The organism is Pseudoalteromonas sp. T1lg24 (assembly GCF_002964745.1).
Classification (GTDB): Bacteria; Pseudomonadota; Gammaproteobacteria; order Enterobacterales; family Alteromonadaceae; genus Pseudoalteromonas; species Pseudoalteromonas spongiae.
The window spans coordinates 1,602,081-1,623,243 of sequence record NZ_PQCB01000033.1 but is presented as its reverse complement, the minus strand read 5'-3'; the positions used below and the strand labels follow the sequence as shown (position 1 = coordinate 1,623,243).

At 40.1% G+C, this 21,163-nt stretch carries 15 protein-coding genes and 2 pseudogenes; 10 read left to right on the top strand and 7 right to left on the bottom strand.

The features are described 5' to 3' along the window. Positions 1 to 183 precede the first annotated feature (183 nt). Positions 184 to 525 (top strand): hypothetical protein, encoded by a 342-nt coding sequence (locus tag C2M30_RS19430; protein WP_158683591.1) that lies wholly within the window; start codon positions 184 to 186, stop codon positions 523 to 525. A 3-nt stretch (positions 526 to 528) separates the two neighbouring features. After that, a complete protein-coding gene (locus tag C2M30_RS19425) occupies positions 529 to 1,908 on the top strand; it encodes a class II fumarate hydratase (protein WP_105172950.1) in 1,380 nt (459 codons plus the stop codon). A gap of 83 nt (positions 1,909 to 1,991) precedes the next feature. On the opposite strand, the gene C2M30_RS19420 is transcribed toward C2M30_RS19425, so the two are convergent. The 3 genes from C2M30_RS19420 to C2M30_RS19410 form a co-directional block, all read right to left on the bottom strand. Continuing rightward, positions 1,992 to 4,757 carry a methyl-accepting chemotaxis protein gene (locus C2M30_RS19420; protein ID WP_105172949.1) on the bottom strand — a complete coding sequence of 922 codons (2,766 nt, stop codon included), beginning with the start codon at positions 4,755 to 4,757 and terminating at the stop codon, positions 1,992 to 1,994. A 246-nt stretch (positions 4,758 to 5,003) separates the two neighbouring features. After that, on the bottom strand, positions 5,004 to 6,107 hold the full coding sequence (locus C2M30_RS19415) for a branched-chain amino acid aminotransferase (RefSeq protein WP_105172948.1): 1,104 nt from the start codon (positions 6,105 to 6,107) through the stop codon (positions 5,004 to 5,006). Between the two features lie 238 nt (positions 6,108 to 6,345). Beyond that, on the bottom strand, positions 6,346 to 8,346 hold the full coding sequence (locus tag C2M30_RS19410) for a S9 family peptidase (protein ID WP_442792816.1): 2,001 nt from the start codon (positions 8,344 to 8,346) through the stop codon (positions 6,346 to 6,348). Between the two features lie 167 nt (positions 8,347 to 8,513). Between C2M30_RS19410 and C2M30_RS19405 the strand changes: the two genes are divergently transcribed. From C2M30_RS19405 to C2M30_RS19395, 3 genes are all read left to right on the top strand, one after another. Continuing rightward, complete coding sequence (locus tag C2M30_RS19405) at positions 8,514 to 8,954, top strand: hypothetical protein (protein ID WP_105172946.1); 441 nt, start codon at positions 8,514 to 8,516, stop codon at positions 8,952 to 8,954. A gap of 182 nt (positions 8,955 to 9,136) precedes the next feature. Then, the gene (locus tag C2M30_RS19400; RefSeq protein WP_105172945.1) at positions 9,137 to 9,520 is read left to right on the top strand and encodes a YacL family protein; all 384 of its coding nucleotides are present in this window, start codon (positions 9,137 to 9,139) and stop codon (positions 9,518 to 9,520) included. A gap of 173 nt (positions 9,521 to 9,693) precedes the next feature. Continuing rightward, positions 9,694 to 10,203 carry a hypothetical protein gene (locus C2M30_RS19395; protein WP_105172944.1) on the top strand — a complete coding sequence of 170 codons (510 nt, stop codon included), beginning with the start codon at positions 9,694 to 9,696 and terminating at the stop codon, positions 10,201 to 10,203. A gap of 62 nt (positions 10,204 to 10,265) precedes the next feature. On the opposite strand, the gene C2M30_RS19390 is transcribed toward C2M30_RS19395, so the two are convergent. The 3 genes from C2M30_RS19390 to C2M30_RS19380 all read right to left on the bottom strand — a co-directional run bounded on the left by C2M30_RS19390 (position 10,266) and on the right by C2M30_RS19380 (position 14,778). After that, a complete protein-coding gene (locus tag C2M30_RS19390; RefSeq protein ID WP_105172943.1) occupies positions 10,266 to 12,542 on the bottom strand; it encodes a S8 family serine peptidase in 2,277 nt (758 codons plus the stop codon). Positions 12,543 to 12,667: 125 nt separating this feature from the next. Next, positions 12,668 to 13,840 (bottom strand): cation:proton antiporter domain-containing protein, encoded by a 1,173-nt coding sequence (locus tag C2M30_RS19385; protein WP_105172942.1) that lies wholly within the window; start codon positions 13,838 to 13,840, stop codon positions 12,668 to 12,670. Positions 13,841 to 13,842: 2 nt separating this feature from the next. Further along, positions 13,843 to 14,778, bottom strand: coding sequence for a hypothetical protein (locus tag C2M30_RS19380; protein WP_105172941.1), 936 nt, complete (start codon positions 14,776 to 14,778; stop codon positions 13,843 to 13,845). A gap of 48 nt (positions 14,779 to 14,826) precedes the next feature. Here C2M30_RS19380 and C2M30_RS19375 point away from each other — a divergent pair, with 48 nt between their 5' ends. Both C2M30_RS19375 and C2M30_RS19370 read left to right on the top strand, forming a co-directional pair. Continuing rightward, positions 14,827 to 16,233, top strand: coding sequence for a protein adenylyltransferase SelO family protein (locus C2M30_RS19375; protein WP_105172940.1), 1,407 nt, complete (start codon positions 14,827 to 14,829; stop codon positions 16,231 to 16,233). 74 nt (positions 16,234 to 16,307) lie between these two features. Next, the gene (locus tag C2M30_RS19370; RefSeq protein WP_105172939.1) at positions 16,308 to 16,997 is read left to right on the top strand and encodes a diguanylate cyclase domain-containing protein; all 690 of its coding nucleotides are present in this window, start codon (positions 16,308 to 16,310) and stop codon (positions 16,995 to 16,997) included. Positions 16,998 to 17,055: 58 nt separating this feature from the next. On the opposite strand, the gene C2M30_RS19365 is transcribed toward C2M30_RS19370, so the two are convergent. Further along, positions 17,056 to 17,295 carry a hypothetical protein gene (locus tag C2M30_RS19365; RefSeq protein ID WP_100915136.1) on the bottom strand — a complete coding sequence of 80 codons (240 nt, stop codon included), beginning with the start codon at positions 17,293 to 17,295 and terminating at the stop codon, positions 17,056 to 17,058. A 232-nt stretch (positions 17,296 to 17,527) separates the two neighbouring features. Between C2M30_RS19365 and bfr (C2M30_RS19360) the strand changes: the two genes are divergently transcribed. The 3 genes and pseudogenes from bfr (C2M30_RS19360) (at position 17,528) to C2M30_RS19350 (ending at position 20,995) form a co-directional block, all read left to right on the top strand. After that, positions 17,528 to 17,998 carry a bacterioferritin gene (gene bfr, locus C2M30_RS19360; protein ID WP_054979786.1) on the top strand — a complete coding sequence of 157 codons (471 nt, stop codon included), beginning with the start codon at positions 17,528 to 17,530 and terminating at the stop codon, positions 17,996 to 17,998. A 3-nt stretch (positions 17,999 to 18,001) separates the two neighbouring features. Continuing rightward, positions 18,002 to 18,483 (top strand): annotated as a pseudogene (gene bfr, locus C2M30_RS19355) (bacterioferritin). A 270-nt stretch (positions 18,484 to 18,753) separates the two neighbouring features. Further along, a pseudogene (locus tag C2M30_RS19350) lies at positions 18,754 to 20,995 on the top strand (acyl-CoA dehydrogenase). The last annotated feature ends 168 nt before the right edge of the window (positions 20,996 to 21,163 follow it).

Here is a 21,163-nt window from a genome sequence, read left to right as displayed (position 1 = left end):
AATTGCATATGACAAATGTCATCTTGTGGCGTTTGGGAAGATCAGCAAATAGATCGTTGTGTTGATAACCTTGTGTAATTGATAATCGTTTGCATTTAATTTGCATCTATATTAAGCTCTCAATCAATTGATAATAACAATCATTTACAAATGAATGCGAGCGACACTCATAGCCACTATTCAGTGCTTTTAACTAAACTAAGCAAATGTTCGTCTGCATGTGCATATCAAACAGTGGATGAATTGGTTTCGACCGGTTTAGTACTTGCAAATTTCTATGGTGAGCGCCAACAATCGTTGCTACAAGAGCTTTTTTTAAGGCGTTTGTTCTTTGATTTACTGGGTAAAGTATGCGACCCACTTGTTGGTAGTGTGGTGCAACGCATCTGCCTTGATTTTACATATCAACCGTTGTTTGCACTTAAACGGTTTTATCGCACGTATCATGGTAAGTTAGAGGCATATTATAAGTTGGAACGAGAGTTACGCATTTTAAGTAATGAATTTTTAGCGTGTAAAAGGTGAACTATGACACAGTACCGAATTGAAAAAGACAGCATGGGCGAATTAAAGGTACCAGCCAATGCCTTGTATCAAGCTCAAACGCAACGTGCAGTCGATAATTTTGCAATTAGTGACTTAACCATGCCTGTATGGTTTATTCAGGCATTAGCATACGTAAAGTCTGCGGCAGCTAAAACAAACCAAGAACTCGGTCACTTACAGCCACATATTAGTGAAGCCATTGTTGATGCATGTGAAAAAGTACAAACAGGGGAATATGATAACCAATTCCCAGTGGATGTGTTTCAAACCGGCTCGGGTACGAGTTCAAATATGAATATGAACGAGGTACTTGCCACACTTGCTTCGAACTCTCTTGATGAAAAAGTGAGCCCAAACGACCACGTGAATATGGGACAAAGTTCTAACGACGTTATTCCAACCAGTATTCAGGTGAGTTGTTGTATTGGTGTGTACTACCATTTACTGCCAGCGGCAAACCACTTAATTAATGCGTTAACTCAAAAATCGAAAGAAGTAGGGCATATTTGTAAAACAGGCCGTACTCATTTAATGGACGCGATGCCAATCACGTTTGCACAAACCCTTGATAGCTGGAAAAGCCAAATTGAAAATGCCATTGCGGGTATTAACACATCGCTTGAACAAGTGAAGCCGCTTGCACAAGGTGGTACGGCGGTTGGTACGGGTATAAATGCGGATCCACAATTTGCCGGTAAATTTGCAAGTAACCTGAGTGCTTCAGTTGGTATTAGCTTTAAACCAAGTGAAAACTTTTTCTATAACATTGGTTCGCAAGATGCCATTGTTGCTTTGTCAGGTCAGTTAAAAACGCTGGCAGTTGCCATTATCAAAATTGCAAACGACTTACGTTGGATGAACTCAGGCCCACTATCAGGTTTGGGTGAGATTGAACTTCAAGCATTACAACCAGGTTCGTCTATTATGCCGGGTAAAGTAAACCCAGTTATTCCTGAGGCTGCTGCAATGGTGGGCGCGCAGGTTATTGGTAATGACGCGACAATTACGGTTGCGGGTCAGTCAGGTAATTTTGAGCTTAATGTGATGTTGCCTGTTATTGCCCACAATGTATTAGAGAGCATTAATCTTCTGACGAATACGTGTTACCACCTTGCGGATAAAGCAATTGCGACCTTTGTGGTAAAACAAGAGAACATTAATAAATCACTCAATAAGAACCCGATTTTAGTCACAGCGCTAAATCCGGTAATTGGTTATTTAAAGGCAGCAGACATTGCGAAAAAAGCCTATAAAGAAAATCGACCAATCATTGATGTTGCGCTAGAAGAAACCGAACTCTCACAACAAGAGCTTGAAAATTTACTCAACCCTGAAAAATTAACACAAGGCGGTATCGCGTAAACGACTAACGCTTGAGTTCATTTTTAAATAATAAAAGCCCGTTAAAAAACGGGCTTTTGGTTGTAAAGGCGATAAGTTCACTGTTAGTGAGAAAAACGTGTCATCAAGTGCCGTAACTCGTTTGCTCGTTCGGCCATATTATTACTGGATGCATTTGCACGCTCTACTAGCCCATTATTTTGTTGAATAATTCCATCCATTTGCTTAATGGCGGTATTGATTTGATTTATCCCGTTGGCTTGCTCCGCACTGTCATCGGCTATTTTCGCCATATTGGCAGATAGTTCTTGAATGTTAGATACGATTGATGCAAGCGTATCACCTGATTGCGTTACAAGCGCCATGCCGTGTTCCACTTTTGTTGCGCTATCATTGAGTAAATCAGCAATATTTTTTGACGCATCCGCGCTTCGTTGTGCTAAAGAACGTACTTCGGCTGCAACAACCGCAAACCCTTTACCTTTTTCACCAGCTCTTGCCGCTTCTACCGCTGCATTTAACGCAAGCAAATTAGTTTGAAATGCAATTTCATTAATTACTTCAATTATGCTCGATATTTCACTTGAGCTTGTGCTTATTTCTTTCATCGCATCGACTGTATTGCCAACAAGGCGACCGCCTTCTTGCGCTTGTTCATCAGCTTGCGTCGCTAATTGATTTGCTACCTGCGCGTTTTCAGAGTTACGTTTAACTGTTTCGGTAATTTCGTGCATTGATGCGGTTGTTTCTTCAATTGATGCGGCTTGCGATTCGGTTCGGCTGCTTAAATCGTTGATGCCGTGTTTAATATCATCTGCAGAGTCAGTGATGTTAGAGGCGGTATCGGTAATTTGCTTTACCAATAACGATAAGTTTTCAACGCTACGATTAACCGCTTGTTTTAATGTGTCAAACTCCCCTTGATAATGGCCATTTACAGTTTTAGATAAATTACCATCGGCCAGCGCTTGCATTACATCTTGGCACTCGTTTAAAGGGTGGGTAATCGCATCTAAGGTGTCATTAAAGCCAATAACTATTTTAGCAAAATCGCCACTGTGCTTAGTGCTGTCGGCGCGAGTTGATAATTGCCCACTCGACGCAGCATCAACTAATAGGTTAGTGTCTGATATTAACCCTTCAATGGCACTACAACAGGTTTCGAGACTGCGCTTAACTTGTAAAAAGTCGCCCTTATAATCGTTACTAATGGTGTTTGGTATATCACCTTTCGCTATTTGGTCTAAATATAACGAGGTGTTGTTTATTGGTGTAACAATGGCATCAAGTGTTGCGTTAATGCCTTCGATAATTTTCTTATAATCACCGTTGTGACTGTCGGCGTCTGCCCGTTTTGATAATTCGCCAATAACAGCGCTTTGTACAATGGCGTTAGTGTCGTTAATTAGTTTTGCAATCGCGCTGGTGGATTGCTCTAAGCTTTCTTTAATTAATAGAAAATCACCTTTATAGTCGCCTGATATGCTATTTGGGATCTGTCCGTTGCCAATTAAATTTAAATATTCTTGAGTTTGTTTTACGGGCTTTACGATGGCATCGAGCATTTGGTTAATGCCGTTTGCGAGTGTCAACATAAAGCCACCAAATTCACTTGCATCAATCCGTGTTGCCAGTTTTCCTTCTACTGCAGCTTGTATAATGGTTGCAACTTGCTGCTCTGCACGGCGTTGTTCTGATAAATCATTAAGTTCATAAACAATGCCTATTACGTTACCGGAGCTATCTCTAACCGGCCCTGCTATCACAAATATAACGCTATCTTGGTAAGTTAATTCGCACTCTACTTGTGTCGAAATGGCATTTTTCAATACATCAAATTCTGGCTGGTTATCAAACAACAGACTATCGGCATGGTCTATCAATGTTGAACTGGTAAAGTGTGGCTGGGTAATTTGAATATTAGACTGGTGATTATTTAGCAGCGACATGCATTGGTTATTACAATAAATAACCTTGTGCGAGCTGTCAGACATCATAACGGGGGCAGCAACGTTATCAAGTGCTTGTTTAATGCGCCCGTTAACTTTTGCGAGTTCCTTTTGTTTATCCATCTGGCTTGTTAAGTTTGCATTTGCTTCATTTAAATTTTGTTGCATGCGAGACAGGGCGTTTAACAATAAGCCAATTTCATCTCTGTTATGACCGAATATCTGGTTATTTAAATTTCCATTGGCAATTTCATTTGCGACATTAGACGCTTGGTTAATTGGCTTGGTGATTAAAATTCGTATATATCTCAGCAATAAGCCTATGGTTAATATAGTAATTACCGAAAGACCAAATAAGGTGTAATTAATTAAGCTGTCTTTTTGCTTTGTTAAATGTGAGGTTTGGTTTAGCGCAATTTGATTGATCTCTTCACTCAGCATATTAAGGGCTGCGACTACAGGGCGATCTATACCTTTAACTGCTTTATCGCCAGCTTGTGTATTAAATCCGGCATTTTCAAATTGCACCAAGCCCTCACGATATTGCTTACCAAGCTCTTTATGTTGTGCTTGCAGTTCAGATATCTGGGCTCGTAGCTTGGTTGGTAAATAATCTTTCGTTTGAAGCGATGCCAAGTCGTTTTGAATTTCAGTTTCTTTCTGTGTAAATCGCTCAACGTATTTTTTGTATTGCGTTGCATCGTGACCGCGGATCAAGATATTTTTCCACTCTTGCACTTGGATTTTGAAATTACTCAAAACCTTATTTACTTGTTCACGTGAATTCAGCTCTTGGTTGATAACACTGTCAAAGTCTTTGGCGAGCGAGCGTAAGATAAATACTGAGATAAGTGCGGCGATAAGAATCGAAAAAAGACCTATCAATACACTTGTCATTAGCTTGGCTTTGATACTTTTCATATTTCGTCCCTGAATGTGACAAAAGAAACATATTTCTAACCCCAACGTTATTAATTATGCTGTTGAGTAATCTTTAAACTCATCGAAAAAATTAAAACAATTGGTATAACTACTCTAGTCAAAGAATCGAAAATCGGCAAAAAATGAGTGTTAATTCAGAGGCTTCAAGGAAGAAAGAGAAACGGTACAGAACCCATACGGCTTAGCTGAGCGGTGGAAAACCCAAGCTAAGCCATAGTTAACAGGTTATAAGGCGTTTGTTGCTACTTTTTGCATCCAACCACTAGGGGCGTTTATACGACCTTGTTGCATATCACTGTAAAATTGGTGAAGTGCTAAGGTCAGCTTGCCAATCTCACCGTTTCCAACCGTATAATGCTCGCCATTTTCTAATATGTAATGGCCTACGGATGCAGTGACTGCTGCTGTGCCAAATCCACCAGTTTCAATTATCTCACCCGATTTTATATCGTCTAAGAAATCTGTAAGGGCTATTTTTTGTTGTATCGGTTTTAGGCCAAACTCGTCAGATAGACGCGCTGCCAACGCTAAAATGGATTGAGAGGTAATTGATTTCAAGATGGTGTCGGTAAATTCTGGAATGACTAAATGACCACTTTTAGTTATATGAAAGTGATTCATTGCGCCCACTTCTTCAAGATACGTGTTGCTTGCATCAAGGTACAATACTTGATCTGCTGAAAAACTTGCAGCTTGTTTTTGCGCACGTAATGATGCCGCATAGTTACCCGCTGCTTTAGCAGCTCCAGTACCACCTGACACCGCTCGGTGATAAGTGTTTGAAATAAGAAGTTTAAGCGAGGTTGTCATTCCTTTTGGGTAATAAGAACCGCTAGGACTTAACATAACCGCATAGGTGTAGCTGTTACTGGCTCTAACCGATAGGTTGTCTTCAGTAGCGAATAAAAATGGGCGAATATACATCGATGCGCCATTTGCACGTGGCATCCATAATCGCTCTACATCGAGCAGCGCGTGTATTGCCGTCATTTGCATATCTTCGGGTACACTGGGCATCGATAATATACTGGCAGATACATTTAAACGCTGGCAATTTTTGTCGAGTCGAAAGGTATAAATCTCGTTGTCTTGGTGTAAAAACGCCTTGGCTCCTTCAAACACAGATTGGCCATAATGTAATGCCATTGCGCCTGGGGCTAACTGCAGTGCTTGATAAGGAACAATGCGCGGCGCTATCCATTGGCCATCTTTATAGTCCATTAAGAAAATATGGTCGGTTCTTTGTTGGCCGAATCCGAGGTTACCGCATTGTTCAAGCGGCGCTGTACGTCTTAATTCTGGTGACAGTAGTTGATAGTCGATATTCATTATTATGTAATTCTGTTGGTGATAACTGCATAGTGAAGCTGTGCGTTTAAATAATCAAGGTAAAATTAATCAATTATAAATTAAAACGTAAATAAATTTATCAAATTGTGTGGCGCGAAAATTCGGGCATAAAAAAAGCCAGTCGAAACTGGCTTAAAATGGTTGGGAAAACGGTTAATGTGTAATTGGCATTGAGGTTGTGTACCGTGATTGTTATTTGCCAATTCCCACAGTTAAATTATTTATATTTTTCAAACCACGCGAGCGTATGTTCAATTTTACTAATCATGCGTGACGGTTTACTTGCAATACCGTGGTAAGCGCCTGGGATTTTTACCAATACGCTATCTATTTTTCGTAGTTTAAGTGCTTGATAATATTGCTCAGTTTCTGCCATCGGCGTACGTAAGTCTTTTTCACCTGTGATCAGCATGGTCGGTGTTGTTACATTACCAACTAGCGAGAGTGGCGAACGCTGCCAATAGTGTTCCACGTTATCCCAAGGCATACCCGGGAATTGTGTTGGAATTTGGCGAAGGCCACTGTCGGCAGTGAGCACTTTACTTAGCCAGTTAATAACTGGTTTTACGACAACTGCAGCCTTAAAGCGATCGGTAAGGCCAATGGCGTAGGCTGTTGCAATACCCCCTGCTGAACCACCAGCAATATAAACTTGGTCAGGATTAACAAAGCCTTTCGCTATCATCGCATCAACGCCTGAATTGTGATCGGCAAAGTCTTCTTTTGACGAGTATTTATACTTTAAAAGCATCGCAAAGCGCTCGCCATATGAACTACTGCCACGATGATTATCATAAAACACAACATAGCCTTCGGCAGCGAAACGCTGTAGCTCTGCCGAAAAATGCGGGCCATAGGCTAAATGCGGACCGCCATGGATTTCTAAAATCATTGGATATTGTTTGTTAGGATCAAAATTAGGTGGGGTGATATACCAACCTTGAATTTGCTCCCCATCAAAAGACGATTTGTAGTTAATCTCGTGAACTTGACCCAATGTTTTATGGTTTAGTAAGTCGTTATTGAGCGCCGTGAGTTGGGTAACTTTACCTTTTGTTGAAACTATCGCTACATCGGCAGGTTTTGTTGCACTACCGTGCGTAAATGTAATATCACCTTGGTAATTTGCACTAAATTCACCACTGATATACGGGCGACCGAGTGTGGTTCCTGACAAGGTATCAGTTAAGTCTTTTAACTTACCTTTCGTAGTAATAGTGGCGACTTTACGTTTACCAAAATCATCATAGCTAAATGCGATGGTGTTTTTACCAATCCAACTTGGCTGATTAACAGAGCGGTCAAAGTCTGGCTTGATTTGGCTTGATTGCTTCGTTTGCCAATCCATCACACTCAAGATGTTATTGCGATATGGATTCAGTGCATTAGAGCTTTGTAAATAAACGAGCTTTTTCCCGTTTTTTGAAAATTGTGGGCTGAACTCGCGTCCTGGCGCGTTTGTTAGCTGAGTTAACTCTAAGTTGTTTACGTCTACTTGAAACAAGTCGCCTTCCAACGTTTTGTATTCCCAGTCTGATATACGGTTTGCTGAAAACACAATCGCTTTGCTATCTTGGCGCCACGCTAAACGGCCTTTGTGATGATAATTACCAGACGTGATTTGGCGCGGTGTTCCGCCTTCTGAAGGAATTACAAACAGTTGATTATATCCGGGCTTAACTAACCCACTTCCGTCAGCTTGATAATAGGCTTTATCGATGACAATGGCCGGCTTTGACCATTTAGCCCCTTTAGGTGCAGTAGGCATTTTTGCGATGACGCTAGGTTTTTCAGCTACTTTTTGGCTAAAAGCGAGCCACCTTCCATCGGGTGACCAGGTTAGGTTAGTAACGCCAGTTTGCACATTACTAATTTTTGCTGTGCGGTTTTGTTTAAGGTAGTGGACGTGTATTTGTTTGTTTCCTGAGAGGTTACTAATAAATGCGATCCTATCGCCACTTGGTGACCAAATAGGCGAACTGTATTGCTTATCATCAGAAAAGAGCGGTGTTTGATCACCTGTTTCAGAATTTACCAACCATAAGTGCTTATCAGTGGCGTCACGCATGATGTTGTTGCTATTTCTAACATACACAATGTGTTTGCCATTAGGTGATACGCTAAGTGAATTTGCATACTCTAGCTGAAATACGTCCTTTGCTTGAAATGTATTTGCGAAACTGGGTACTGCATACGCCGTAAATGCACCAATTAGCATAATCGCTTTGGTTGGAGTAAACATAAAATGCCTTTTATTACTTTAGTTTGTAGCACCATATCTTAGTTAATTGGCTTTAACAGCGAAATCAGGACGAATGGAACAATTTAGTAGACAAACAACTGTGGTAACCGCAAGATGAGCCTTGTTTTTAAAAGGAGTACAAAGTGACAGAAGAACAAAAAATCGTTTTTTTAGAAAAGGAATACTTTCATTTACAGGCACGTGTGGAAAGCTTTGATGCTAAGTCGCTAACCATTAAGGCGTGGAGTGTGTCATTGGCAATGGCTGTTTTAAGCTCGGGGGCATTTAGCAAAACGTACAATGTGTTGTTGTATGCGGCGATGGCGGCATTATTATTTTGGCTAATCGAAGGGTACTGGAAAACATTTCAAAGCGCTAATTATCAACGTATTGCCGAGATAGAAGGGTACTTAAACGGTACAATTAGTGAGATCGATTGTTTACAGATTAATGCATTTTGGACTAGTGAATACAATAAGCAAGGCAGAACGTTGTTTTACAGAAGCTTGTTTTGGCCTCATGTGATGTTACCGCACGGTATTATGACCTTGGGCTTTGCTATTAGTTATTTCTATTTTATTTAAAATAATCAAAAAGAACACATCATACTAGTTAATAGCTCATTGTAATCGACGCAGCGGTGTGCAGTTGAGGTAATGGTTTTGCGAGGGTAGGTGTTTATTTGGCAATAACACAAAATCGATGTCGTTGTTGTTACAACAAACGCGTACAATTAGCAGCATAATTAGTATTGAGAGTTTAAGCAGTGGAATATCAGTTTATCAAAGATCCGATCGATGGATTTCGACTATTGATTAGCGATGAACAAGCAAATATCGCCCGTTGGCTTGTCGACGAAACAGGCATAAGTAGCAGCGCGGTGAACGATTTGCTCGTTGAAATTAATCAAAAAACAAGCGCATTTACCCATGATGTTGAATTCCGAGGTAAAGAGATGGTGATGTCGATTGTCGATGGAGAAGTTGCTGTGCATGTGAACCAACATTGCGTTAGCGATTTTGAACAAGAGCGGTTTGATCAAGAAATGCTATCGGTTGATACAACAAATGATCTAAGTGAATGCGGCTTAGATGATTTTGTGTCTTTGTTACAAGACTGGTATCTTTTTCTTAAGGATAATCGTGTTTAAATAACTTGAATGTAAGATACAAAATTACGCCGTATCAAAGTCTTGAAAATATAAAAGTACTTATTTGTCCTAGCGAGTGATTTCTACTGAGTTAAAGACTTAGGCTCGCTTAAATGAAAGTTATAAGCAAATGTGTAATTTATATTTGAGGTTAAATATTAGGAGTAGCTCCAATGAAAAAAATAATCGCGCTGTCGGCGCTTTTTATGTTAACTGCGTGTGGTGACAACGAAGTTAATGGCAATAACGACGTAAAACAAGAATTAACGCAAGAGTTAAAGCCTCAAGCACAGCAAAGCGTTAAGAAAGTAGAGACATCAGACAAGCTTAAAGATCTTGATAAAGAGGTGAGCATTGCAAAAACGGATAGTAAAACGCTAGATGGGTTTAAAGAGCGTATCGAGCTTGCCCAATCGGACGTAAGTTGTGACACAAGTGCGCAATGTTATGTTGTGTCAACCGGTGTTAATCCCTGTGGTGGCGCAAGTGGTTATGCAGTTTTATCATCTAAAACCAGTAATAAAGATGAAATTGAAGCACTTACTGCTGAACTTATTCGCTTAGAAAAGAGTAAACATGCGTTAGAGGGGACAATGGGGATTTGTCAGCACCTATTTGAACCAAAAGGCATGTGTAAAAATGAAAAATGTGTAGCGGTTGACGGCCCGCAAGAGGTTTATTAATACAAAAAAGGAAAGTGGCTAGCCACTTTCCTTGCTTTCAAATGATTAATATTTCGTGTTGCTTATGGGTTAGCTTGCACGTTTAGCGTAATACCGCTCGCTGCGCGATAACCGTATACATCAATGTACCAAGTACCAGCCTGTGGTGTGCTGAATGAACAAGATTCATTGTTACCACTTTCATATGGACGACAATCATAACTGCTCGTTGTTGATTGAGCACCATGCGTTACATATAAGTCCGCATCACCAGTACCGCCAGACATAGTTACATTAAAATCAGTGTAACCAGCTGCTAGGTCAATTGTATAACGCTGCCAGCTGCGACGTGAAACTGATACATCGTTTACTGTATCGTTAATTGGCGTAAGTTCACCTGTACCACCGTCGTTACCTTCAGTATAGCTTGCAGTAAGACTTACATTTGCAAAGCTGCTGTAAGCTTTTAAGCGCACATAATAAGTACCGCCAGATTGCGTTAGGTTACACGTTTCGTTATTACCTGACTGGTATGGACGACACTCATAATTGCTGTCTGTTGGTGCTGCATTAAATTGCGTGTATAAATCAGCATCACCAGAACCACCGCTCATTGATACGGTTACGTCAGTAGCACCAGCTGGTACTTCAAATGTGTACAGGATCTCTTCATTAGTATTTGCACTAATGCCTGATACCGTCTGACCGTTAACAAGGACATTTTCGCCTGGGTTAGGTGGTGTTGTATCGCCTGAACAGCCATTTGCTTGTAAATAGTCAATTGCGTCTTTTGCTTGTACTAAACCGTAACCGAATTTCACGTCACGACCTGCTGCGCCTAAATCTTCTGCCGTTGCATTTAGTGCGCTACGAATATCGTCTGCGCTACAACTTGGGTGATGGCTCCATACTAATGCTGCTACACCCGCTACATGTGGTGATGCCATCGAAGTACCGCTCATCATGCCGTAGTTACCAGTACCAATATCAATTGTCGTTGATAGACCAGTTTGAGACAGCATTGCTGCACCATCAGTGTCGGTAGCTGTTACCGCTGGAATTGATGTTTGGTTTGTATCGCCTAATGTACCGCCGAAACTACCTGCTGCATTGTTATAGATTACCGCGCCAACGCCGCCGCTGTCTTGACAATTTTTAACTTTGTCGTGGAATGAGATGTTACCGCGCTGAATTAGACATACTTTACCGTTTGCGCCTGAATCAGTAGATTCACCTGTAGCAAAATCATAAAGTGGTGCAGTAACTGAGCCGCTGTTTTCCATTGCGTTAACGCTGTATGCATTGTTGCCAACAGATAACGAAACAACTTGGCCTGTACCTTCTGGGTAAGTTGAGTACACATCTACACCTGGTGCTGCAATTTCAACTTGGCTATTCTTTTGTGAGAAATCAGCCAGTGCTTTTGCACTGTCAATCGCTGCTACAGACATTACTGAATCATATGATGCAGGGAAGCTTTCAATATCAGTGGTATTTGATGGGTTACCATCGTTACCAGCAGCCGCAATGAGTAATAAACCAGCGTCAGCGATTGCTTGAATACCGTTACGCTCTGATGTGCTTGAACCTGAGCCACCAAGACTCATGTTAATAACGTCGCTGCCTGCGTTTTTACATTCATTCATTGCCGCGACAAGATCAGATGAGTAACCCCAACCGCTTGCATTGAATACTTTAATAATATGAAGTGATGGATCTGAACCAATTACACCACGTACACCAACACCATTATCAATGGCTGCAATTGTACCCGCTACGTGTGTACCGTGAGGGCCACCTTCTTGGTACCAGTTACCTGTACCACTGTTGTTTGTGCCAGTTACGGTACCGCCATTAGTGCCCATATCTTCATGTGGAAGATCTAAACCAGAGTCGATTACACAGATTTTTTTACCGTTATTTGCAGCTGATGCAACTGAATCATCAACCTGATCAGCTTGTACCATTGCAATGCCGTAAGGCTGTGTTTGTGCCATTAAGCGACGCGGTAAATCTTCTTCAATGTACTCTACGTTAGGGTCGTTTTGTAATTGCTTCAATTGTGAATCTGATAAGCGTGCAATATTCGCATTAATAGATGCATTGAATTGCGCGTTATTAACGCCCATTTTTGATAAACGATCAGTAGTTACGAACTCAACATTTGTTGAGTGTGCGAAATTCATAAACGCTGAATTGTTTTTATATTTAATGATATAGCGCTTTGGTAAAGGTGATTTTACGGCTGCACGGTCTGATAAGTTAACTGTTAATAAGCCTTCAGCTTCAGTCGCTACTGCGGTGTTAACTGCAAGCGCTACCGCTGCCAGTGAACAAAGCTTAAGAGGTTTGTTTGTCATAATAGTTCCCAGGTTGTTGTCGTTATAGGAACTTGGAATGTAACAGTGAGTTACATGCGGTTACAACTATTTAACATTTGTGAGTGTAAACAATTGTTAATGTATATTGTTTTCAAAACCTTTAATCACTTGACTCTAGAGCTTATTCCATGAAGAAACACACTTAATATTATTGTTAAAATAGCAATATCGATTAACTGTTCTGAGACTCCATCTAATTGCTGCAATAAAATCAATGTAAAAACAACGGAAGCTAAACCGCGAGGGCCAAACCATGCAAGTAAAAATCGTTGTTTAAGGTTAAGTTGCGTAAATAACAGAGACAACAACACGGGAATGATGCGCATAACAGTTAACGCGCATAATGCATAAAGTAAAACTAATAATGACACACCATCAATCAAATAATTAAAGGCAAAGTTACCAAAAATAAACCAGATTATGAGTGCACAGGTGTTAGCTAAGGCATGGGCGTTACTGAGTCGCTGAGGTTTAAACGCTTTTTTAAATTTAAAATCAAACAACAAGCCTGCGGTGAAGGCGGCAAAAAAACCACTACCGCCAAATAGTTGTGCAACTAAAAAGATTAAAATAGCGATAGCAACACAAATGAATACTTCATTTTGTTTGTTGTAAAGTCGGTATTTTTCAGAAAATATCACAAGCTTAAAGACGAGTATTGAAACAACAACAGCAACGATAACCGCAATGCCAATTTCTTTGACTGCAATCATAAGTGTATTTGTAAGGTTTATGGTTTGTTGATTGCTCGCGGAATATAAAAGCAATAAAAATACGGGTACCGCTAAACCATCATTTAATCCGCTTTCAACGTTTACCGCCTCACGTGTTTGCGCCGGAATTTTTTGATTGTCGATAAAGTTGCTGCTGAGCGCTGCGTCTGTTGGCGTTAAAATAATCGCTAACAAAGCTAAATGGATAAAGGGCTCGTCAGGAAATAAAATAGTGCCAATATAGGTGCCAAATAAAAAGGTTAACGGCATTGCTATAAGTAACAGTAAAAGCGGATAGGCGTAGCTGTGCGTTAACACTGATATCTTGGCTTTCGCCGCATCGCCAAATAAGATGAGTGCCAAGGTAAGTTCGATATAAATTTGAAATGCGGAAACATCAAATTCTAAGTGGTTAGGTGCTCTAAAAAAATACGCAAAACAAAAGCCAAAAAACAGCATAAACATTGGGCCTGTGATGCTTAGTTGTCCGATGCGTTTGGCAAAAAGCGAATAGACAATAACTAAGCTCGTAATTGCGACGAAAATTGCGTATTCATTTTCCATAACTAGCTAATCTCTTTTTCCATGGCGGTGATTAAACGTCGCAACTGCCTCACTTCGTAACTGCCATTACCCCTTTCTCTGTGAAGTAAGGGGGCGTCTTGCGTAAGCGCATTTCCGCGAAGCTGCTTGTAACATGTCGCGATTTGTAACCCAATCTCACACAAACGATGCGGGGTTAACTGATTATTATCGAAAACAAAAAGTACCTGTTCGGTAAGGTCTAGGTGGGCCAATAGTGGTGCGGAACCAGCGTTTTGTTGTGAAAATGCTTGCAGCGGTAATTGCGCTTTCTTAACTAGGTAAAGCAAGAACAAGTTGCGCATTTTATGAATGTCGTTTTTGTAGCGCGCAAACGCATCGCGCAACATGTTTTCGTTAATCGCTTTTGAGCGCGTTATAGGTTTATTTTTCTTGTTTAAGATTACGTCGTTTTTTCTCAGCGTTTTTATTGGATTGTCTTTTATAATAGCCGCTTGCGTTAAGGCATCGCAGAAGTGGTTAAGCACCGTAAACATAGACGCGCGCGATTCATAACTCATTACCGCTGATTTAAAGGGGCGCCAGTTTTCATTAACATGTCGTTCGCCATTACGTAGTTTAAAGCGCGCGTTATGCTGTAATGTACACCAAGTGGCGTCCGGGGATTGGCAAAACACTGTATATGTGGTTAATAACTCTTTATTAATCGACGCCAAGCCGCAATTATGTTTGAACCAAAGCCATAGCAATAATTTTTCTATTTCATTACGGAAACGATTAAAACTGTTTTCACTTTTTACACCTACTTTCTGTAAGTACTTTAAACAAAACGTTAAGTCGTCTAATTGCGCCTGCGTTAACCTACTTAAATGTGTATAATTTCCAACATTAAAATGATGTTGTGCGTAATCGATTTGATAAGGCAGTTGAGCAAAAGTGTCGAATAACGGTTTAATCATTACACACGTCTTTTCCATGTTGGCGCTAAATTATTCTGGGGATCGTTTATGTCTTTAATTCAATACTATAGTGAACTACCTGACGCGTTATTTCAATCGATTAAACCAGAGTCGCTGGCACAGCCTAAAACTATTGTGTTTAACGATAAGTTAGCGTCAAGTTTAACCCTGCCTGTTAGTTTTAGTTCGAAAAACCCAGCGATTTTAGCGGGTAATGAATTGATTGATTCGTGCAATCCTCTTGCACTTGGTTATGCGGGGCATCAATTTGGCAATTTAACCCCGCAGCTTGGTGATGGCCGTGCGCATTTATTGGGTCAAGTGAGCGCAGAGAATAGGTTACATTATGATTTGCAACTTAAAGGCAGTGGACGTACGCGATATTCGCGAGGTGGCGATGGTCGTTCAACACTTAGAGCTGCCCTTCGAGAATATGTCGTAAGTGAATATCTGCATATACTTGGGATTGAAACAACGCGCAGTCTGTACGTGGTTGCAGGCGACGATAAAATTATGCGCGATGATCTTGAGCAAGCCGCAGTAGTATGCCGAGTTGCAAAAAGTCACTTACGCATTGGCTCGTTCCAATACGCGGCGATGCACCAAGATAGCGATGTATTAAAAACACTTGCCGATTTCACGATAAAGCAACTGTACCCAGAACTTATTGACCATGAAAATCCATACCTCTCATTGTTTGATGTTGTAAGTGACCGATTAGCTGATCTAGTAGCAAGTTGGATGGCTAATGGCTTTATTCACGGGGTTATGAATACCGATAATGTTTTATTAAGCGCAGAGAGTATTGATTTTGGACCATGCGCATTTATGGGAGTTTATAAACCTGAGCAAGTGTTTAGCAGTATTGATAGGCAAGGGCGCTATGCGTACCGCAATCAACCAGGCATAATGCACTGGAATCTTGCACGCTTAGCCGAGAGTCTCATTGGACTTGTCGCACAAGATGAAGACAAGTCGATATCGTTACTTTCAAATGTATTGAATTTGTTTCCACAAAAATATGAAAGCTATTTCCACCAGCGAATGTGTGAAAAGCTTGCCCTTGATCCTAAAGAACCTCAATCGAAACCAGTTGTTCAAGCATTATTGAAGTATCTCGAACAGGAAAAAAAAGATTTTAATGGTGCGTTTAGTCAATTGGCAATGTCTGAAAAAAACATACATGGTGATTACGATATTGTTAAATCACAATGGTTTAAGTTATGGCAATCACAGCGAAAATTGGACTTAATACCACGAATGTGTCATGTTATACAAAATGCATATTTTTCCAACAGCGACATTGAAACCTTGCTTGATAAGTGTGTAACTAATCCCGAGCAGGCACCTCAAATCATTTCGCATTATTTTGCATTATTAAACAATCAAAGTGCTAACGAACTTCACGCTAACCACCATTTTGATACAAGTTATCGTACGTTTTGTGGCACATAAGCACGTTAACCCATTGCACACTGCTATACTCTGAGGAAAACCCAATTAGCAGTTAAGTAGAGCCGAGAGCAGTTATGATAGACGTAATAAAACAACAAATAAGAAAGCGTATGTTTTGGGACTTAATTGCGCTGATTTTGTTATTTGTTGTGAGTTACTTTCTATTCTTGTTGTTCAACGTGATTGATTGGCTTCATCATATTAGCCACGAAGTAGGGGTTAGGGGGATTGCAGAAGTTATTCCTACGTTGTGTGTGTTGTCGTTAGGATTTTCGGCGTATGCCTACAGACGTTGGCAAGATACAAAAGCGTTTTCGCTTTATGCCGAAGAGTTGTCAATGATTGACCCAATGACAAATTTGCCTAACCGACGTGCCGTGCAACGCATATTAAATCAAGTAAACGAAAATAAAGAATACCCAGTAGGAGTGTTGTTGGTAGATATCGAAGGACTTGAAAATATTCGCTCGTTACTCGGTCAGACCGTTATCGAACATGTTTTAATTGAAATTTTATACCATATCTCGAAAGAGCTAACAGGCGATCAACTTGTTGCATATTGGCAAGCAGGACAGTTTATTTGTGTATGCCCTGGGCTTGAACAAGGTGATGTAGAAACGCTTAAAAAACGCTTTGAAGCAATTTCAATCAATAAAGACAAACTACTTGGACAGCCGTTAAAATTCAGCTGCGCAGCAAGCTCTGTGTACAATAAAGCTGAATTAGAAAACCTATTTACTGAGCTTGAAGACCAATTGATTTAGGCTTATCACTAGGTTTTATTGATCTAATTTTGATGAGCAATACATGTTAATTTTCAGGTTAGTTTAGTACCAACACGATAATATCGTTGTTGTTAATGCCGTTGCATTGATGCTGATGTATATCGCTTTTACTCGTTTTTAACACACATGACTCAAACCCGAGTGTTTCACATTTGTCGTAACAAGCTAATTTTTTAGTCCAGCCAGTGTATTCTGTCATAAGAATATTGAGTAATAGCGTGCTTGTGATAACAAACAATAATGTAACTGCAATGGCTTTATTAAATGCAATTTTCATAGCGCTTTACCTTTACCACTCAATATTCCAAGTTTAGTACATTGTTAAAAATTGCATAGTTCAAACTTGGTTACTAAACCAATTAACAATCATTTTCAATAGCCTTTAAAATTGCTTAAACATTTTAGCTAGGTTATTGAATTTTTAATATAAAAACAGTCTTTTAGAACCCTTGTTTCTCATTTTATATGCGCTAGAGTTATTACATCTAGTATCGCGTAGAGTAATCGTAATGAAAGGAAATAAAGACGTACTGGTAACGTTAAATCAAGTGCTTACACATGAATTAACGTCAATTAATCAGTTTTTTTTACACGCACGTATGTTTAAAAATTGGGGCCTAGAGGAACTAAACGAAAAGGCTTATAAAAAATCAATTAAAGACATGAAACAAGCGGATGATTTAATTGAACGCATTTTATTCTTAGAAGGTTTACCAAACCTTCAGCATTTAGAGCGTTTGCGTATAGGCGAAAACGCCACTGAAATGCTTGAATGTGACCTCGCTATGCAAATGGACCAAGTTCCTTTATTAAAACAAGCAATCGCACTGTGTGAAGACAAACAAGATTATGTTAGCCGAGAATTGCTCGAAGATATTTTAGAGTATGAAGAAGATTATATTGATTGGTTAGAAACACAGCTCTCACTGATCGGTAACATCGGTATTGAAAATTACCTACAAAGCCAAATTGAGGAGTAAGTGATGAAAGGCAATCAGAAGATAATTGATTTACTTAACCGCCAGCTTACACTTAGTTAACGTCAATGGATCAGTATTTGGCGCACGGTAAAATTTATGAAGATTTGGGCATTGAAAAACTACACAAGCAATTAGCCCACGAATATGAGGAAGAGCTAGAGCACGCCAACAAATTGATTGAGCGTATTCTATTTTTAGAAGGATCACCTGACACAGCGTCACGTAAGCCAATTAACGTTGGCAGTAATGTGCAAGAAATGCTCGAAAACGACTTAGCAGCAGAGCACACGGTTCAGCAAAGTCTTATCGAAATCATTAAAGTATGTGAAGACGAAAAAGACTATGTGACACGGGAAATACTCGAAACCTTACTTGATGATACTGAAATGGATCATATCTACTGGTTAGAGCAGCATCTGAACTTAATTAAACTGATTGGATTACCAAATTATATTCAGTCACAAATGAAAAGTGATACCCTCTAAAAAAGGCCTTTATGGCCTTTTTTATTATCGCGCGGTTTTATAGTCTTGTTTAAATTACAGCCTGCGCTTTGCTTTACTGCGCAAATTTACCCCACAAAACCATGCTCAAATAACGTTTCAGCGTACATGTGTGTCGATTTAAAAGTTATTTAAAATCAGTGATGTAACTGCTAAATGTAATGAATTTATTAATTTTTTTAACTAGAGTAATTGATCTAAACAAAATTTTATGACGTAATGTATACAAATTATCTGGTCGGATGAGTAGCCATGAGTTTAAGAACAAGTTTGAAAAAAGTATTACCAAGTATCTCTGTAACAGAGCAAGAAGCCTTAGATGCAGGCGATGTTTGGTTAGAAGGTTCTATCTATCAAGGTAAGCCTGATTTTGATGCGTTACGTGCAGTGCCTGAAGCAAAACTAAGCGACGAAGAGCAAGCATTCCTAGATGGTCCAGTAGCGCAATTGTTAGACATGATTGATGAAACTGAGATCCAAAGTTCAAATCATTTACCTGACAATATTCTAGAGTTTATTAAATCAAATCGCTTCTTTTCACTGATTATTCCTAAACAGTATGGCGGTTTAGAATTTAGCCCATATGCGAATTCAACGATTGTTGCGACTATCGCCACCAAAAGTACAGCTGTAGCAGTAACCGTAATGGTACCAAACTCACTTGGCCCGGGTGAGCTATTAATGCACTATGGTACGGAAGAGCAACGTCAGCACTACTTGCCTAAATTAGCTATCGGCCAAGATATTCCATGTTTTGCCCTAACAAGCCCTGAAGCGGGTTCTGATGCTGGCGGTATTCCAGACCAAGGTATCGTAACTATGGGCGAATACCAAGGCAAACAAGTACTTGGTTTAGAGCTAACGTGGGATAAGCGTTATATCACGCTTGCACCCATTGCAACGGTACTTGGTCTTGCGGTTAAAGTAAAAGATCCACAAGGTTTACTTGGCGGCGAAGAAGATTTAGGCATTACCTGTGCGCTAATTCCAAAAGATCATCCAGGTGTTGAACTGGGTAATCGCCACAACCCAATGGGCATTAAATTCTACAATGGTACAACACGTGGTCAAAGTGTTTTTGTACCGATGGAATTTATCATTGGTGGTCAAAAGAACATTGGTCGCGGTTGGCAAATGCTTGTAAGTTGTTTGGGCGCGGGCCGTGGTATCTCATTACCAGCGTTAGGTTGTTCAACTGCCCACGTAGCACTTAAATCAGCATCAGAATACGCAGCAGTGCGTGAGCAATTTGGTTTAAGCATTGGCTTATTTGAAGGTATTCAAGAAAAACTGGCTGATATTGCGGGCAAAACGTACTTACAAGAAGCAATGCGTGTATTAACAACAGAAGGCTTGGGCTTAGGCTTAAAACCATCAGTAGTAACAGCAATTGCAAAATACCATATGACAGAGCTTGGCCGTGATGTACTAAATTCTGCGATGGATATTCAAGCCGGTAAAGCAATTCAATGCGGTCCGCAAAATACCTTAGCGCAAGGCTACCTTGGTCAACCAGTTGCAATCACAGTAGAAGGTGCAAACATTCTTACGCGTAACCTAATGATCTTTGGTCAAGGTGTAATGCGTTGTCACCCACATCTACAAAGCATGGTTGAATCAATTCACAGTACTGAAAAAAATGCAGACGCTACGTTCCGCGGCTTGTTAACTAAAACCAATTGGTTACAGTGTTGGTAACAGTTTAAGTGCATTTACTAAAGGTTTACTGCCATTCACCGCAGGCGCGAAGTCAAAACTGTCTGAAGTGCGTCAGTACGAAAAAGCAGTAAATAAACTTTCAGCAAAACTTGCAGTTTACGCAGACTTCTCATTACTTGTACTTGGCGGAAAACTTAAGCAAGCTGAACTACTATCAGCGCGCTTAGGTGATGTAATGAGTTATTTATACGCAGCAATGGCATCAATTCGTTACTATGAGCAAAAAGTATCTGCTGAAGATCGTGCTCAAGCAGCGCCATACTTCCATTACGCAACACGTTGGGCGATTGCACAAGCTGAAAACGCAATCAGCGATTTCTTAGCAAACTTCCCATCTGGTGCAACACGTAAGTTTATGCGCTTGATCACAGTAACTTACTCAGAAAGCTCAATGCGTATCAATGATGATTTGGTAAGAGAACTTGCGCATCAGTGTCAGTTAAATACCAAATTTAAAAAGCAATTAACGCATTTAGTGCATGCTTCGAATGGCGATGGACACGACATTAATCAGCAAGCGTATCTCGCTAAATTAGAGTGTTTAGAGATGCTAGCTAAGATTAAAAAGTCGCTACGCAAGAAACAAATTAAAGCTGGCGTACGTTTCGCTGAAACACTCGATAACGCTTTGGTAGCAAACGTTATTACGGCTGACGAGTATAAAATGCTGGTTGACTACAACGTAAAACGTGAGCTTGCAATACGCGTTGACGAATTCGACTTTGATATGAATTTACTAAAGCCAGAACAGGCAAAGCTAAAACAAGTTAGCTAATTAGAATCCTAACGTACTTGCAAAGCCAATCCATGTGATTGGCTTTTTTTATGTTCTTGTTACAATAGACGCGATTTTTAATACCAATTCTGCTGAGTGTGAGATCAGGGATAGTGCTTGATAAATGAAATGATTAGAAGGCGGGATATCTCTTATGTAGCTGTTTCG